Origin of the sequence: Microseira sp. BLCC-F43, assembly GCF_041929235.1 — a bacterium.
Taxonomy (GTDB): Bacteria; Cyanobacteriota; Cyanobacteriia; order Cyanobacteriales; family Aerosakkonemataceae; genus Microseira.
On record NZ_JBHFNP010000133.1, the window covers coordinates 1 to 14,919 of the forward strand.

The 14,919-nt window shown below is 47.0% G+C and carries 18 protein-coding genes; 11 read left to right on the forward strand and 7 right to left on the reverse strand.

The genetic code is table 11. The annotated features are described in order from the left end of the window. Nucleotides 1-188: 188 nt before the first annotated feature. Nucleotides 189-1,304 carry an RNA-guided endonuclease InsQ/TnpB family protein gene (locus ACE1CM_RS19060; protein WP_374879334.1) on the forward strand — a complete coding sequence of 372 codons (1,116 nt, stop codon included), beginning with the start codon at nt 189-191 and terminating at the stop codon, nt 1,302-1,304. 64 nt (nt 1,305-1,368) lie between these two features. Next, nucleotides 1,369-1,548 carry a hypothetical protein gene (locus ACE1CM_RS19065; protein WP_374879336.1) on the forward strand — a complete coding sequence of 60 codons (180 nt, stop codon included), beginning with the start codon at nt 1,369-1,371 and terminating at the stop codon, nt 1,546-1,548. A gap of 348 nt (nt 1,549-1,896) precedes the next feature. On the opposite strand, the gene ACE1CM_RS19070 is transcribed toward ACE1CM_RS19065, so the two are convergent. Then, the gene (locus ACE1CM_RS19070; protein ID WP_374879338.1) at nt 1,897-2,106 is read right to left on the reverse strand and encodes a hypothetical protein; all 210 of its coding nucleotides are present in this window, start codon (nt 2,104-2,106) and stop codon (nt 1,897-1,899) included. Between the two features lie 215 nt (nt 2,107-2,321). Between ACE1CM_RS19070 and ACE1CM_RS19075 the strand changes: the two genes are divergently transcribed. From ACE1CM_RS19075 to ACE1CM_RS19095, 5 genes are all read left to right on the forward strand, one after another. Next, on the forward strand, nt 2,322-2,666 hold the full coding sequence (locus tag ACE1CM_RS19075) for a hypothetical protein (RefSeq protein ID WP_374879340.1): 345 nt from the start codon (nt 2,322-2,324) through the stop codon (nt 2,664-2,666). After that, nucleotides 2,663-2,872: a hypothetical protein gene (locus ACE1CM_RS19080; protein ID WP_374879341.1), complete on the forward strand. Its 210-nt coding sequence runs from the start codon at nt 2,663-2,665 to the stop codon at nt 2,870-2,872. The genes ACE1CM_RS19075 and ACE1CM_RS19080 overlap by 4 nt, the downstream gene beginning before the upstream one ends. Nucleotides 2,873-2,989: 117 nt before the next feature. Continuing rightward, a complete protein-coding gene (locus ACE1CM_RS19085) occupies nt 2,990-3,163 on the forward strand; it encodes a hypothetical protein (protein WP_374879343.1) in 174 nt (57 codons plus the stop codon). Between the two features lie 28 nt (nt 3,164-3,191). Continuing rightward, nucleotides 3,192-3,449: a hypothetical protein gene (locus tag ACE1CM_RS19090; protein ID WP_374879344.1), complete on the forward strand. Its 258-nt coding sequence runs from the start codon at nt 3,192-3,194 to the stop codon at nt 3,447-3,449. Continuing rightward, entirely contained in the window at nt 3,430-3,762 is a 333-nt protein-coding gene (locus ACE1CM_RS19095; RefSeq protein ID WP_374879346.1) for a type II toxin-antitoxin system RelE/ParE family toxin, read from the forward strand. Before ACE1CM_RS19090 ends, ACE1CM_RS19095 begins: the two co-directional genes overlap by 20 nt. A gap of 150 nt (nt 3,763-3,912) precedes the next feature. Here the strand turns inward: ACE1CM_RS19095 and ACE1CM_RS19100 are convergent, their stop codons facing one another. The 6 genes from ACE1CM_RS19100 to ACE1CM_RS19125 form a co-directional block, all read right to left on the reverse strand. Then, complete coding sequence (locus tag ACE1CM_RS19100) at nt 3,913-5,529, reverse strand: acyl--CoA ligase family protein (protein ID WP_374879348.1); 1,617 nt, start codon at nt 5,527-5,529, stop codon at nt 3,913-3,915. 159 nt (nt 5,530-5,688) lie between these two features. Then, the gene (locus tag ACE1CM_RS19105) at nt 5,689-6,069 is read right to left on the reverse strand and encodes a DUF423 domain-containing protein (protein ID WP_374879350.1); all 381 of its coding nucleotides are present in this window, start codon (nt 6,067-6,069) and stop codon (nt 5,689-5,691) included. Nucleotides 6,070-6,223: 154 nt separating this feature from the next. Beyond that, nucleotides 6,224-6,910 carry a magnesium protoporphyrin IX methyltransferase gene (gene bchM / locus ACE1CM_RS19110; protein WP_374879390.1) on the reverse strand — a complete coding sequence of 229 codons (687 nt, stop codon included), beginning with the start codon at nt 6,908-6,910 and terminating at the stop codon, nt 6,224-6,226. Nucleotides 6,911-6,982: 72 nt separating this feature from the next. After that, entirely contained in the window at nt 6,983-7,264 is a 282-nt protein-coding gene (locus tag ACE1CM_RS19115; protein WP_374879351.1) for a site-2 protease family protein, read from the reverse strand. A 27-nt stretch (nt 7,265-7,291) separates the two neighbouring features. Continuing rightward, on the reverse strand, nt 7,292-7,594 hold the full coding sequence (locus ACE1CM_RS19120) for a hypothetical protein (protein ID WP_374879353.1): 303 nt from the start codon (nt 7,592-7,594) through the stop codon (nt 7,292-7,294). A gap of 74 nt (nt 7,595-7,668) precedes the next feature. Further along, nucleotides 7,669-8,970, reverse strand: a complete 1,302-nt coding sequence (locus ACE1CM_RS19125; protein WP_374879355.1) for an N-acetylglucosamine-6-phosphate deacetylase — start codon at nt 8,968-8,970, stop codon at nt 7,669-7,671. A gap of 61 nt (nt 8,971-9,031) precedes the next feature. On the opposite strand from ACE1CM_RS19125, the gene purE reads away from it, so the two are divergent. The 4 genes from purE (at nt 9,032) to ACE1CM_RS19145 (ending at nt 14,823) form a co-directional block, all read left to right on the forward strand. Continuing rightward, the gene (purE, locus tag ACE1CM_RS19130) at nt 9,032-9,556 is read left to right on the forward strand and encodes a 5-(carboxyamino)imidazole ribonucleotide mutase (protein WP_374879357.1); all 525 of its coding nucleotides are present in this window, start codon (nt 9,032-9,034) and stop codon (nt 9,554-9,556) included. A 361-nt stretch (nt 9,557-9,917) separates the two neighbouring features. Beyond that, complete coding sequence (locus tag ACE1CM_RS19135; protein WP_374879359.1) at nt 9,918-11,492, forward strand: ammonium transporter; 1,575 nt, start codon at nt 9,918-9,920, stop codon at nt 11,490-11,492. Nucleotides 11,493-12,051: 559 nt separating this feature from the next. Next, nucleotides 12,052-13,827 carry an ammonium transporter gene (gene amt / locus ACE1CM_RS19140; protein WP_374879360.1) on the forward strand — a complete coding sequence of 592 codons (1,776 nt, stop codon included), beginning with the start codon at nt 12,052-12,054 and terminating at the stop codon, nt 13,825-13,827. Nucleotides 13,828-13,929: 102 nt separating this feature from the next. Then, nucleotides 13,930-14,823 (forward strand): SGNH/GDSL hydrolase family protein, encoded by an 894-nt coding sequence (locus tag ACE1CM_RS19145; protein ID WP_374879362.1) that lies wholly within the window; start codon nt 13,930-13,932, stop codon nt 14,821-14,823. Nucleotides 14,824-14,919 lie beyond the last annotated feature (96 nt).

A 14,919-nucleotide genomic window follows, 5' to 3' on the forward strand; every position in this document is an offset into this window, starting at 1 on the left:
TCCATAAGGTCTGTCACAAACAGGCACACACAGGCAAACGTTCTGAGAAGCTGGAGGCTTGAGCCGGATGATGCGAAAGTGTCAAGTCCGGTTCTTAGGGGGGAGAGATGCGGCGACGCAGTCTCTCCTACCCGGCAACTATGCGTTGCGAGAGATTAAGGATTGGTGCGATAGTCGGAAGTGCTTGGTTGACAGATGCAAGGGTTGAAAAAGAATATATCCTGCCTGCGGGTTTGAAGTTTCCCAATGAGGTGAGCCAACTTAATGCATTGCCACGCGCTAAGAAGGAATTCCCACGACTTGGTGAGGTTCCTTCCCAAGTATTGCAGCAGACCATTAAGCAATTGCACACAGCTTGGGAAGGATTTCAAAAAAGAGGGTTTGGGTTTCCCAGGTTCAAGAAGCACGGGCAATTCAAGTCTTTACTGTTTCCACAGTTCAAAGAATGCCCTATAACGGGTTTCCACTTGAAGCTCCCCAAACTTGAACCAATATCGATTAACCTGCATCGTAGTATCCCGGACGGTTTTGTGGTCAAGCAAGTACGCATCATCAAAAAGGCTGACAGGTGGTATGCATCTATCAGTATTCAGTGTGATGTTAGCGTACCAAATCCAATGCCACATGGTCATCCAATTGGTGTCGATGTTGGGTTGGAAAAGTTTTTGGCAACCAGCGATGGTGTTCTCGTACAACCGCCTAAGTTTTTTGTGACAATGCAAGGCAGGCTGAAAGTGCTGCAACGCAGATTGAGCAGAAAACTTAGGCGGTCTAAAAATTACGAGAAGCAGCGTCTTAAAGTTGCTCGTATGCACCACACGATTGACAACACGCGAAAAGATTTCCACTTTAAGCAAGCTCACGCGCTTTGTAATGATGCCGGTATGGTCTTCATGGAAGACTTGGACTACCGGATTAGTGCCAAAGGATTTTTGGGCAAACACATGCTTGATGCGGGCTTCGGTCAGTTTCGTTCCATCACCGAGTACGTGTGCTGGAAGCGTGGAGTTTTCTTTGCCCAAGTGGATGCTCGTGGAACTTCTCAAGAGTGTCCTGAGTGTGGTGCAGTACATAAGAAAGACTTGAGTGTGAGAATACATTGCTGTCTCGAATGTGGTTTCACGACGGATAGAGATGTCGCTTCTGGGCAAGTCATTCGCAATCGTGGAATAGCTCTAATCAGTACCGATGGACAGTCGGGAATCGAAAGTGCCTGTGCAGACGATCTACCGGGGGTTGGGGTAACCCAATCTAGGCAAGTGTCGAAACCCGGAAAGGGAAAAACCAGGAAAGTCCAATCGTGAGGTTGGAAGCCCCCACTGTAATCTTTGATTCAGTGGGGGAGGATGTCACTACGAAGATGTGACCGTGGGATATTGGCGCACGGTGAAGTTTTCCGGTGCGATGCCTGCGACGCGGATTAAAGAACTGTTGGAGCGCATTGAAAAGCTGAGTCAAGCGGTTAAATTCGCCCGCGAGGAAGCGAATAATACCGAAGCCGAACAGCAGCATATTTCGGCAAGAATGTTTCAGTATTTGCTGGGGTAATTTACGTATTGTATGAGCCGGGGCGGGTTTATACAAAATATCTGTTAGCGTCAGAAATTGTTGGTAAAACCCGCCCCTACAAAATATGAAAATATACGCAACCGATCCAAACGGACATGATATAACTTTAAAACCCGGTTTTTTGAAAAAACCGGGTTTTTGTTTAATTGCATTTTTAGAAGTTTTGAGCTATATTAAAACATAGGAGTAATCCAAAGCTAAAACTCAAATTTTAATCTCATATCGTGCTGGCTTAATTCCTGCGATCGCTGGTATTAGCCCCAGTCAGATCCAGATCAAAATTAAGCGTACTCGGCACTGTTTCAAACTCAGACTATTACTCCAAGCTTAGCATTCACCGCTGGATGCCAAAGCGATCGCCAACGAGTCTATTATCGTCGGATGCGGGTTCGTATCCCGCCTGGAGCGCCAGACTTGCTCCGGTAGTTTAAGTGGTAGAACACGACGATGTAAAGATTGAATTCTTGACTTAAAAGCAATGGCGCGTGCAAATAGCGGTACACCGAAACCCAAAGCAGGCCAAGCTCTGGGTTTCATGCTTTATGAGATAATTGGTAATAGGGATATGCACACCCGACGCTGCGCGAACGCACATGCATACATCTTAAAATTATATGATTTCCGCCTAATTACCCTGAATAAAAATATCGACCCGTCACCGTGTCATTCCTAACTATGGGTGTTTAACCGGACATGATATTAGTCGCACTTTATTCCTAAAATTAATAATCGTACATCTCAATTATGTAAATATGGCAAAAATACCTGGAGAAGTTACGACGACTATAAATAATTTAAAACAGCAGGTGTTAGAAATCGTTGAAGAAGCAACAGCTTTAGAAATGAGAATTTTTGAAGCTTTTGGAGAAACAGAAGCAACCATACCGTATCTCGATGAGGTGAAAACCGTAGTTGATGATGCAGAATCCTCTTTTTCTCGATTGTCTACTCTCCAGTTGCAAATTGCCAAAGCCCAACCTATTGCTCCTGGTGATATTCTAGAATTAATGAACCGAGCGATCGCACGAACTCAAGCTAGGATTCCAGCCTGGGAGCGTAGCATTCAAGAAGTCAAGCTAGAATGGAACCTGCCATGACAAAGCAACCACGCATTCCAGATCCAGAAACCTCTAAACGCTTGCTAGCTAATTTACGCCGAACTCATTTGGAAATGCAAGAGTTTAATGAAGAATTGGCTGAAATTAATGCCAGATTAGCACAGTATATCAGCCAGCAACGGTTGCAGAGGGTAAGGCATTCCCTTGATGTTTTAGAAATAGAATCACAGAAATTACCAGAATAAGTTAGCTGAGTAAAAAAAGTTAGCGCGATCGCACTCTCTAATTTGACAAGTACCCTCGCACTTTCACTCCAAAGGGCAACTATTGACTCCGCCCTGGTTTACAGTCTGCAAAACCCAATGCTTCGGAATCAAGAAACGCAAACTTTTGGTTTTGCCAACTTGTTGCTGGATAGGTTCGGTCATATTCATTGGCAGCGATCGCAGTTTTTCCATCCTACAAGGCGATATGCCTACGGCACGCTGCGCGAACGCACTTCCAACCAAAAACAAGCAAGTTTTCAGTATAATTAAAAAAAGGATTGAAAAGCGGTAAAAGACGATGACTATTAAAAAATGTATAAAATCAGTTAAATATGTCGCCAATGCTAACGGAAAGAAGACAGATGTAATTATCCCGATCGAAGTTTGGGAATCTTTGTTAGCATCCTGGGAAAACATGGTAGAAGCTTTGGAGAATCGGGAGGATGCTGCGATTTTTCAAGAGTGGTTGCATCAGAAAAAAAATGGTGAACTTGAGACTATTTCTTTGGATGATTTAGAAAAAGAATTAATTTCAGATGGACTTATATCAAGTTGAAGTAACTAGCGCAGCACGCAAGGAAATTCGCGCCTTACCGGGCAATATGCGGCAAAGAATAATCGATTTGCTCAAAGAGTTGCGATCTTCACCTAGACCGCATAATACCAAACTTATGGATATGTCAGAGTTGGGAGATGAAGTTTCCCAGAACATGGAGTTATACCGAATTAGGGTAGAGTCTTGGCGAGTTGTGTATGCGATTGAAGAAGAACTAAAGTTATTGACTGTTTTGGGAGTGAGGAAGCGACCTCCTTATCAGTATGATGATTTGCGTGAGTTGATAGAGGAATTGATGGGAAATGAAGAATAAATTAGGATCGATATGCCGCAGGCACGCTGCGCGTGAAGCGGAAGCTTGCGCGGCGCGGATGCGCTTAGCTATCGCTCCAAGAATCGCTCTCATCGTTGTGTTGATGCGATCGCTTAATTTCCTCACTCTTCTACATGCTCAAATCCAATCCTAATGAATGCGCTTGTCATATCCCACCCATTCTTTCTCCCGCAGCAGATACTTTTGCACTTTACCCGTTGCAGTTTTAGGCAATTCGCAAAACTCTACAGCTTTGGGACATTTAAAAAGTGCTAAATGCTGGCGACAAAAGTGGATAATTTCCTTTTCGGTTGTATTAGTATCCGGTTTTAAAGTCACAAAAGCTTTCGGAACTTCACCCCTGGTTTCATCAGGGATAGAAATAACCGCAACTTCCAGGACATCGGGATGTTTGTAAATTGCCCGTTCGACTTCAATCGTGGAGATATTTACACCAGTGCTGATAATTATATCTTTCGCCCTATCTCTTAATTCAATATATCCATCGGGATACATTACCGCTAAGTCGCCGCTGTGAAACCATCCACCGCGAAAGGCATTTGCAGTCGCTTCGGGGTCGTTAAAATAACCCTTCATCACGTTATTTCCCCGCATGACAACTTCGCCCATGGTTTCGCCATCGGCGGGGATATCGTTCATATCTTTATCGACAACGCGCATTTCTACTGCATGGATATAAGGAACACCCTGTCTTGCTTTGAGGCGGGCGCGTTCTTCTATGGGTAAATTATCCCAAGGTTTTTGCCATTCGCAGATGCTATGAGGGCCGTAAGTTTCTGTTAAACCATAAGTGTGAGTAATTTCAATTCCCAATTCTTCCATTGCTTGAATTATTGTTGGCGAAGGGGGTGCGCCAGCGGTGGTGACGCGCAACGGATGGGATAGGGTTAGTTTGGCGATCGATCTATCATTTACTAACATTATCAAAATCGTTGGTGACCCGCAAAAATGAGTCACACCCTGACTCATCAGCAAATTAATTACCGTCTCCGGGTAAAACTTTCGCAAACAAACATGGGTTCCCCCTACCGCCGTTACTCCCCAAGTAAAACACCATCCATTGCAATGAAACATGGGAAGCGTCCACAGATAAACGCTTTGACTATTCATTCCCACTTCTAAAGCTTCGCCCAAGGCGTTCAAATATGCGCCGCGATGGGTGTACATCACACCTTTGGGCTTTCCACTGGTGCCACTGGTATAGTTAATAGAAATCAGGTCGTTCTCGTCTTCTAAACAAGATAAAACCCCTTCTGTTGTGCCTTCATTTAGAAACTTTTCGTATTCTATTCCGGGCAATTGTTCGCCATGAATTTCAGCTTGGTCATCTACAATATTGACAATTGCTTCGACGGTTTGAAGTTCTTCTCGCACCGATGCGACTAGGTGGGAGAATTCGGTATCGATGAAAACTAAACGCGATCCGGAGTCGTTTAAAATATGGCGAATATCCTTAGATGATAGGCGGATATTAATCGCAACTAAAACGCCTCCCGCAAGAGGGACGCCGAAATGCGCTTCCAACATTGGGGGTATATTGGGACAGATGAAGGCTATGCGATCGCCTTTGTTTATCCCCCATTTTCGCAAGGCACTAGCTAATTGCTTGACACGGGCGGCAAATTGTGTATATGTCCACCGCTTTTGGCGATAAACAATCGCATCTTTATCCCGAAACACACTTGCGCTGCGATTGAGAAAGCTTTGAGGTGTGAGAAAAGAATAGGAAACTTCTGTGGATGACATGGGATTAAAATTATGCTCTGGAGGAACGATCTATTTATTGAACCGCAGAGACGCAGAGGACGCAGAGGTAAGAGGTAGGGAGAGATGGTTGGTTTTATTAGAGAAATACGGGAGTAGAGATGATAACCCTGATTTTGTTGGTGATGTTTGGTTTCCGGATTAATATTTCAGGTTAAAAGCCGCAACAGCCAAACAACCCCATCCAATCATAAATGCTGCACCGCCGATGGGGGTAATTGCGCCTAGCCATTTGATACCGGATAAACTCAGAGCATATAAGCTACCGGAAAAAATCGCAATACCGGCGATAAAGGCAAATCCTGCTGCGGTGAGAAATGGGGGCGGTGTTGCAACGCGAGTTAACAGCAAGGCGACTAATAAAAGGGCTAGAGCGTGATACATTTGATAGCGAGCCGCAGTCTCAAAAATTTCGATTGCCCGTTCGGTGAGTTTATCCTTTAAAGCGTGGGAAGCGAAAGCGCCAGCGGCGACGGCTAGACCTGCTAGGATGGATGCGATCGCAATAAAAATCTGAGTCATAAGAATTTGAGATTTGAGATTTTAGATTTTAGATTGTCAGAAAAACCAAAGCACAACACAGATTCCCAACATACACGAATCATTATATCCCCATAAATCCGTGCATCCCAGTTAAAAATCCGTGTTGTGCAAAGTTGTGCCATTGAATGCAAACTTACTTGCGAGTTGCTTCCAACATGCGCGAGAAATAAAAGCGGGTACTCGTCATCCCCTGGCGTTTGATCGTAAAACCATTGTTTTGGAGTATTTTGATGATATCCGCTTCCCGGTGTAGATAGGCGCGAGTCGCTTTGCTTGGACCTGGAAAGAAATCGCCGATTTTTTTCAGTAAACTGTAAGCCAAGGTCTTAGGCGCAAAACTCAGAATTAGACGAGACTCTGCCAAAGATGCGAGATGGGCGATCATCAGCGCGGCTTTTTCTTGGGGATAATGGATCAGAACGTCCAGACAAACTACGGTATCGTAGCGACCGCTGAGGGTTTCTAAATCCTGCACGGCGAAGGTAGGATTATCCCCATTACCCAAGATTGTTTTCACTCTTTCCTTCGCTTCTCCCACCATTTTTTCGGATATATCGCTAGCGTAAACTTTAGCACCAGCTTGCGCGAGGGGAATACTGAGACTGCCGACGCCGCATCCAGCATCGCAGATTGATAGTCCTGCTAGATTAGCATCGGATTTTAGCCAGTCGATTAAGGTATCGACTGTCTGTTGATGTCCTTGGCGGATATCTAGCTGAACTTTGTTTACCTCGCCGTCGCCGTAGATCCGCCGCCAGCGGTCAAATCCGATAGCGTTGAAGTATTCTCGAACAATTGTTTTATCGTCAACTGCGTTCATAACGTTGGCTTTCACTGCACTGTTCCCAACGTTTCAATTTACCATTGTCCGCGCTCAGTGGGGCATCCAAATTCAGCCCGTGCCACTCGCTGTTGCGATAACTACATTTGAAATCGCGTACAATCCCACAGAGAACCCCGGACTGATAAAAATAATCATCAAGGCAAAAAACCCAAATGGGCTATCTTTTAGCGGTTTTAAGGCTGGGAAAATTTCACTAAATACGTGAAACCCATCCCCTGGTGGAATGGGCAGTAAATTGAAGATAAACAAACTCAAATTGATCCTCGCCCCCAGGTAAAGAAATTGATAACTTAAAATTCCATCAATTGGAGTAATAAAGTAAATTTTCATTTGAATAATAAACAGTAATGCTAAAGCCTAATTTAGCAATGGTCCGGCGGCAGACACCAAAATATTTCCCCATTTGGCAGAGCGAAATTTAGCTGGATTGACGGGCATTTCCCCCCAGCAAATCCCGCCAATACAGAGGAAAATAATCGACTCCCAACCCATGTGAACGAATGGGTTGACCGTCATGTGACCAGTTTTTTTGGGCGGATCGTCTCCCTGAGTTAAAGCTGCAAAGCCATGTGCGAGTTCGTGCAAGCTGACTGAAAGGATGAGAATTAAAACTATTCTGAAAAACCCGAGGGTATTTGTACGAATGCTTTGAATAAACATCGCGTTTCCTGGGTTTTATTAATAATTACAGAATCCCCAATAGCTACAACCCAGGCATCGGTAATTCCCGAAAGTTACTTGTTCAGGCTTAATTTTTGCAACCGCTGCCAGGTGAGTGAGGATGTGGATTTTTCCCAATGCCAGCGTAACAGTCGATTGGCGGGTTGACCCAGGTAATCGCAGTTTGTTTTGTCTTTCTTGGTTGGGATTTCGTGACTGCGTTCGCTTCGATCTATCGTTAGTCCAATAGCGTGTCTGGGTGCCACTGTCGCCAGCGCGATCGCTTCTTCCACTTCACAAATTCCCCATTTGACTAAATTCTGCACGCCTACCAACAACGGTAGGGTAGTTCCCGCTAGGGTACCGTCGGGCAACCTCGCCGTGCCATTTTTGACCTCTATCTCGCGGTTATCCCAAGGATAAATCCCATCGGGTAACCCCAAGGGTGCAAGCGCGTCGCTGACTAAGAAAACACAACCCCCCAAGGCATTGGGGGCAAGGGGGGCAAGGGGGGATCCCCCCTTGGTAAGGGGGGCACGGGGGGATCTGCTAGCCCGCAGCAGCAACTCTAGCATTATCGGACAAACATGCTCTCCATCCGCTATTAACCCGCACCACACATCCCGATGCACCAAAGCAGCACCTAATAACCCCGGTTCCCGATGGTGCAAAGGCGGCATCGCATTAAAAGTATGGGTCACCATCCTCGCCCCCAACTCAAACGCCTGTTGCGCTTGTGCAGCAGTTGCCATCGAGTGACCTAAACTAACCGTAATCCCAAGCGATCGCAAATAAGGTATTACCTCCCCCGTCGAGTCTAACTCTGGTGCTAAAGTCATCACTTTCACCATCTGCGCGTAATCTCCCAAAACCCGCTTGACATTATCAATCGTTAGTGGTGATAAAAATTCAGCCGGATGCGCCCCTCGCTTTTGGGGATTGAGAAATGGACCTTCTAAATGCACCCCCAGCATCTTCGCCGCCGATGAATCTTCTGGTTGCTTGGCGGCGAAATCAGCCAAAACGGCTAAACTTTGCGGAATTTTCGGCACCGAACTCGTAACCAGAGTTGGTAAAAATCCATCTACGCCCCGTTGCCAGAGAAATTGGCAAATTTCGGACAATCTATCGGCATTTTTAGGAGTTAGGTCGGGAAATGGCAAACCCAGCGCCCCGTTAATCTGTAAATCCACACCACCAAGTGAAATCCAATCCCCCGCTACATTTAACCCTTTGAGGTCGGTCGGCGCAACTCGTTTGCTAACGGTATCCATCGGCAGAATTTCCTTGATTCTGCCCTGACGATCGACCAAGATCATCTGCAAGCCTTCGTAACCTAACAGGTGAGCATTGAAAATATCAAGATTAACAGTCATTGGCTATAAATCGTTCATCGTTTGTCAGAATATCTAAGGATTGACCAATTACCAATCACCAATGACCAATTACCCATTAATCGGTATTATCATGGGCAGCGATTCCGACTTGCCTACGATGAAGGAAGCGATCGCTATCCTAGAAGAATTCCAAATCCCCTGGGAAGTAGCCATCGTCTCTGCCCACCGCACCCCCGAACGTATGGTAGAATATGCCCAATCTGCCCATCAGCGCGGCTTAAAAGCGATTATCGCGGGTGCTGGCGGCGCTGCCCACCTACCAGGTATGGTTGCATCTCTCACCCCCTTGCCAGTGATTGGCGTACCCGTTCCCAGCCGTCACCTACAAGGCGTTGATTCCCTCTATTCCATTGTCCAAATGCCTGCCGGAATTCCCGTTGCCACCGTCGCCATTGGCAATGCCAAAAATGCCGGGTTGTTAGCAGTACAGATTTTGGCTTCTCACCAACCAGAATTACTAGAGCGGGTGCAACAATATCGTCAAAGCTTAACCCAATCGGTAATCGACAAGCAAGCACGTCTTTCCCAGTTGGGTTATCAGCAATACTTAGCCGAGATGCCCTAAAAAAATCTGTATTTTTAGCACTTAGGCCAGGTAAAAACTGTATCTTAACCTACAGTTTTTTATTCCCCGCAGACCTTAATTTATTTTGACATCGCGCTACAATGGCTAACATTTAAACCAGCATAATTATTGAACGATTGCTTGCTTATTTGTTAGGTTGTGTCGTAAATTACATTTCAACAGCCAAAACCAGTTATTGTAGCAATAATTGAGTGGCTGTAGTATAGAACAAATATTTAGATGTGGAGCCAAAGTAGCTTCAATCTAAACGCAATTGACTGCTCAGTTTACTTGAGGCATTAGCGGCTTTATCCAAAAGTCGTTGAGAGTCGTTTGAACAGAAATAACCCAGGACGCGAGTATGTCTTATAGAACAAGAAAGAGAAAGTGGAAAATACCGAAAAAATCCCTAATTTCGAGTAGCTGGAAATTTATCCAGCAGCTATCTCCCACTTGGCAAGCTTGCTTCCCCCTCGCCTTTTTAATTGTGCTGGCGTGGAGTTATGCCGGAATGGCGCAAGATGCGCCTACCCTAGAAAGCGTCGCCCAAGCGCAAAAAGATTTGAAAGTCGGTTTGGACACGATGTGGGTGATGATTACCGCCATGTTGGTGTTCTTTATGAATGCTGGTTTCTGTATGTTGGAAACCGGCTTCTGTCGCCAGAAAAACGCCGTCAACGTTCTCGCCAAAAACTTGATTGTATTTGCCCTTTCAACAATTGCTTATTGGGCGATTGGTTTTGGCTTGATGTTCAGCGATGGCAATAATTTCTTCGGCACCAGCGGCGGATTTTTCCTCATCGGAACAGACAATAGCCCAGCAACGGGAACAGCTTATCAAGGTATTTTCAGCGCCCTTAACTGGACGGGCGTACCGCTGCTGGCAAAATTCTTTTTTCAACTGGTATTTGCCGGAACCTCAGCGACAATTGTTTCTGGTGCAGTAGCAGAAAGGATTAAATTTGTTGACTTTTTAATTTTCAGCGTCTTGCTGGTGGGAATTGCCTACCCGATTACCGGACACTGGATTTGGGGCGGCGGTTGGCTGGCAGATCTGGGCTTCTGGGATTTTGCTGGTTCAACCGTTGTACACTCGGTGGGAGGTTGGGCGGCTTTGATGGGTGCGGCATTTTTAGGCCCCCGTTTGGGTAAATACCAAAATGGTGAAAGCGTTGCCATGCCCGGTCACAATATGAGCATTGCCACCTTGGGCTGTTTAATTCTGTGGTTGGGTTGGTTTGGTTTCAACCCCGGTTCTACAATGGCAGCAGATCCAGGCGCGATCGCTCACATTGCCATCACCACCAACACCGCTGCTGCCTTTGGCGCTTTGGCTTCCACAATCGTGGCTTGGCTGTATCTCGGCAAACCCGACCTTTCGATGATTATTAACGGCATTCTGGCTGGTTTAGTCGGGATTACAGCTTCCTGTGCTTGGGTTACCGTTGGTAACTCTGCGATTATCGGCATTGTGGCGGGGGTTCTGGTGGTCTTCGCCGTCACCTTCATCGATCAACTCAAAATTGACGACCCAGTCGGCGCCATCTCGGTTCACCTCGTCTGCGGCGTCTGGGGAACCTTGGCAGTTGGTTTGTTTGCCGTCGGTCCCGGTGGCTATTCTTGGATGGTTGACATTGCTGGTAACAAGGTTGGCCCCCACGGGTTGTTTGCGGGTGGCGGCTTCACCAGCTTAATACCTCAAATTGTCGGCATTCTTTCGGTGGGAGGGATGACTGTTCTCCTCAGTAGCATATTCTGGTACGTGCTAAAATCTACCCTTGGTATCCGCGTTTCCCCGGAGGAGGAATTCGTCGGCTTGGATGTTGGCGAACACGGCATGGAAGCTTACAGCGGCTTCCTCAAAGAAGCAGGCGCTGGCGGCATGTCCAGCAGTTCCGGCGGTTTTCCTAGCAAACATAAGGGCATGACCGGCTGATTTCTCTGCCAAAAACGCTCTAAAATCGCCTATTTCAGTTGGGTTTAATACTTGCTTTTTTTGACAAAAAATTAGACTCGAATTTACCCGCCCCGAAAGCTTGCTTTTAAATTAGCTCAAAAAGCGGGTATTTTTCTTGTCTGTTCGTAGTAACCCAAGTTGCTAGTTATAAGCTTAACCTTTGGAGATCCCCCTAAATCCCCCTTAATAAGGGGGACTTTGAATCGGTTTACCCTCTTAAAAAGGTGGGAAATCTCTCTTACTTTCTCTTAAGCCCCCCTTGGGAAGGGGGGTTTGGGGGGATCGCCTGAGTAACTAGCAACTTGAGTTAGTAGGCGCTTCAGCGCCGTCCCGCCTGCTAATCGCATTACCAGAAAAATTTTGCGTAATTTAACCTTAATTTTAGAAACCGACTCTTTTAGCAAAAATATCAATAGGGAAGCGGATTTTATAATATTTTTTTAAGATTAAATGTATAGATAAATACAGTAAGGTAAATTACCGAGAAGTTGAATGAAAGTCATTCGCCCAACTCGTTTGTCTTGAAGGAACAGAGCAGGTGTTAAAAAAAGTTTTAGTTGCAGGCATAATCGCGCTGTGTCTGCTAGGCGGTATCGTGTCGGGCAATGTATTTGCCCAAGATGCATCGCCCACTGTCAGTCCAGCACCCGAACTAAATGCGCCAACCACAATTTCCCCCTCACCAGGGGCAACGTTAAATCCCACCCCAGGACAGACTGCACCGGCAACGGTGGCCCCAGAGGCAACCTTAAGTCCAACACCCGGACTGACTAGCCCGACGGGGGTTTCCCCCTCACCAGAGGCAACGTTAAATCCCACCCCAGGACAGACTGCACCGGCAACGGTGGCCCCAGAGGCAACCTTAAGTCCAACACCCGAACTGACCGTACCCGATTCTACAGCACCAGGGGGCTTGCAAAGTCCGGCTCCGGGAGGGGCGATCGCGCCCGCGCCAATTGCACCCCCCGATGCGTCGCGTCAAGAAGCGTCTCCGGCAGCGGTAGAAGCACCCAAGATCGATACGGGTGATACAGCTTGGATGTTGATATCCTCAGCACTGGTGTTGTTGATGACACCAGGGCTGGCGTTTTTCTACGGAGGATTGGTGCGCTCGCGCAACGTCCTCAACACGATGATGATGAGCTTGCTGCTGATGGCACTCGTCGGCGTCACTTGGACGCTGTGGGGCTACAGTCTCGCCTTCGACGTTACCAAAGAAAACCTCAATGCCGACAACTTTGCTCAAGGTATAGAACAATTCATTGGCGGCTTAGACTGGGTGTTTTTGAACAAGGTCGCCGCTGACCAACCCGACCCCATCGGTTATGCGGGAACAGTTCCCCACCAAGTCTTCATGGTCTACCAGATGATGTTCGCCATCATCACCCCAGCCTTGATTTCCGGTGCAATTGTCGAGCGGATCAGTTTTAAAGCATACTTCTGGTTTATGCTGCTCTGGTCTAGCTTTATCTACTCTCCTTTAGCGCACTGGGTTTGGGGCAAAGGCTGGATTGGCGCATTAGGTGCGCTTGACTTTGCAGGCGGAACCGTCGTACACATCAGTTCCGGCGTCTCCGCAGTCGTTGCTGTATTGATGATCGGACCCCGCAAAACCTACCCAGATCGACCCGCCGCACCCCATAACGTACCTTACGTTCTACTCGGTATCGGGTTGCTGTGGTTTGGTTGGTTTGGTTTTAACGGCGGTAGCGCTTTAGCAGCAGGCGGCTTGGCAACGGTTGCATTTGTCACCACGATGGTTTCAACTGCTGCTGGTGGGTTAACCTGGTTGATTGTGGAATGGGTACTCAGAGGTAAGCCAACCGCAGTCGGAATTGCTAGCGGTTTCTTGGGAGGATTGGTAGGCATCACCCCCGCCGCCGGATACGTCACGCCAGTTGGTGCGATTCTGATCGGTTCGATTACCGCTGTTTGCTGTTTCTATGCCGTCAGCTGGCGGGCAAAGCTACAGTTTGATGACTCTTTGGATACCTTTGGCGTCCACGGCACGGGTGGTACGATAGGAGCCTTACTGACCGGGATTTTTGCCAACAAAGCCGTTAACTCGGCAGGAGACAACGGCTTGCTGTTCGGCAATGCCGCTCAATTGTGGGAACAGTTTGTCGGTGTGATAGCAACCTATATTTTTGCCGCAATAGGCACTTTTGTCATCCTCAAGATTTTAGGGCTGTTTATGCCCTTGCGCGTGAAACCAATCGTCGAAGAACAAGGACTCGATATCAACGAACACGGCGAAGAAGGTTACGGCGAAGAATTTGCTTCCGGTTTAAGTTTTACTAACATGCGCGAATAGCCTGCATCTGCTGCCAAAGTCTTAAAGTTGAAGAGCGATTGCCACATCAGTCCGCAATTCTCCCCAAACTGGGAATCGAGAATTGCGGACGCATATTATAAGATGCAAAATCAAAAAGCAGCGCATTTCTCATCCGATCTCAACCGTGTGAAATACAATCGCCGGTATCATCGCTCGAAAACCCTTCCTAATTGGGCGTATCTATCCTTAGTTGCCAACGCTTTACTGATGTTGGCAGTCATCCTGCTATTGAAAGATTACTCGTCCCCCATCGATTTTCCCATCAGCGCATCAACCGCTCAACAGAGTTTAGCGCGGGAAACACCCAACTTCCCATCTGGATTGGGGCCGCGCCACCAGCTGACTTACAATCGATGGATGGCAATAATGAAGCAGGAAGCCAATGCCGCCGCCCAAAACCAACCTGAGCATTTAACTATCTTGGCTGGGGATTCTTTGAGTATGTGGTTTCCCACGGATTTATTACCTAAGGACAAAACTTGGCTAAATCAGGGAATTTCCGGGGAAACTACGGCAGGTTTGTTAAAGCGGTTAAAACTATTTGACCGCACTCAGCCAGAAACGATTTTTGTCATGATTGGCATTAACGATCTGATTCGCGGGTATGACGACGATAATATTTTGTCGAATCAGCGGTTAATCATCCAGCGATTGCGACGCCACCATCCAGAAGCCCAAATTGTCGTGCAGTCGATTTTACCCCACGGCAGTGAAGAAACAACTTGGGAAGGACGCGATCGCTTACTCGCTATTCCCAACAGTCGCATTCAGGTTCTTAACGAGAAGTTGCAAGCGATCGCATCCGAAGAAGGCATAAAATATTTAGACCTATATCCCCTCTTCAGCAACGAACAGGGTAACCTGCGTCCAGAATTGACCACCGATGGATTGCACCTAAGTCGCCAAGGTTATTTAGTTTGGCAATCTGCGCTGATGCTATTTGAGCGCTTAAAACTCCCGGAAAACCAGCCTTGAATAGGACGCGGGGACGCGGGGACAAGGGAGAGCGGGGATTTCTGTAGAAATACTCTCCGCATCTCCCCATCTGGGCGTCGCCGCGTCTTCTTACGT

Bases quoted from the DNA above. Each gene is read 5' to 3' on its own strand.
- ACE1CM_RS19090 (WP_374879344.1), top strand. From the start codon at position 3,192: ATGACTATTAAAAAATGTATAAAATCAGTTAAATATGTCGCCAATGCT.
- bchM (WP_374879390.1), bottom strand. From the start codon at position 6,910: ATGAACGCAGTTGACGATAAAACAATTGTTCGAGAATACTTCAACGCT.
- ACE1CM_RS19070 (WP_374879338.1), bottom strand. From the start codon at position 2,106: ATGAAACCCAGAGCTTGGCCTGCTTTGGGTTTCGGTGTACCGCTATTT.
- ACE1CM_RS19085 (WP_374879343.1), top strand. From the start codon at position 2,990: ATGCTTCGGAATCAAGAAACGCAAACTTTTGGTTTTGCCAACTTGTTG.
- ACE1CM_RS19125 (WP_374879355.1), bottom strand. From the start codon at position 8,970: ATGACTGTTAATCTTGATATTTTCAATGCTCACCTGTTAGGTTACGAA.
- ACE1CM_RS19115 (WP_374879351.1), bottom strand. From the start codon at position 7,264: ATGAAAATTTACTTTATTACTCCAATTGATGGAATTTTAAGTTATCAA.
- ACE1CM_RS19075 (WP_374879340.1), top strand. From the start codon at position 2,322: ATGGCAAAAATACCTGGAGAAGTTACGACGACTATAAATAATTTAAAA.
- ACE1CM_RS19135 (WP_374879359.1), top strand. From the start codon at position 9,918: ATGTCTTATAGAACAAGAAAGAGAAAGTGGAAAATACCGAAAAAATCC.
- ACE1CM_RS19080 (WP_374879341.1), top strand. From the start codon at position 2,663: ATGACAAAGCAACCACGCATTCCAGATCCAGAAACCTCTAAACGCTTG.
- purE (WP_374879357.1), top strand. From the start codon at position 9,032: ATGACCAATTACCCATTAATCGGTATTATCATGGGCAGCGATTCCGAC.
- ACE1CM_RS19120 (WP_374879353.1), bottom strand. From the start codon at position 7,594: ATGTTTATTCAAAGCATTCGTACAAATACCCTCGGGTTTTTCAGAATA.
- ACE1CM_RS19100 (WP_374879348.1), bottom strand. From the start codon at position 5,529: ATGTCATCCACAGAAGTTTCCTATTCTTTTCTCACACCTCAAAGCTTT.
- ACE1CM_RS19105 (WP_374879350.1), bottom strand. From the start codon at position 6,069: ATGACTCAGATTTTTATTGCGATCGCATCCATCCTAGCAGGTCTAGCC.
- ACE1CM_RS19095 (WP_374879346.1), top strand. From the start codon at position 3,430: ATGGACTTATATCAAGTTGAAGTAACTAGCGCAGCACGCAAGGAAATT.
- ACE1CM_RS19145 (WP_374879362.1), top strand. From the start codon at position 13,930: ATGCAAAATCAAAAAGCAGCGCATTTCTCATCCGATCTCAACCGTGTG.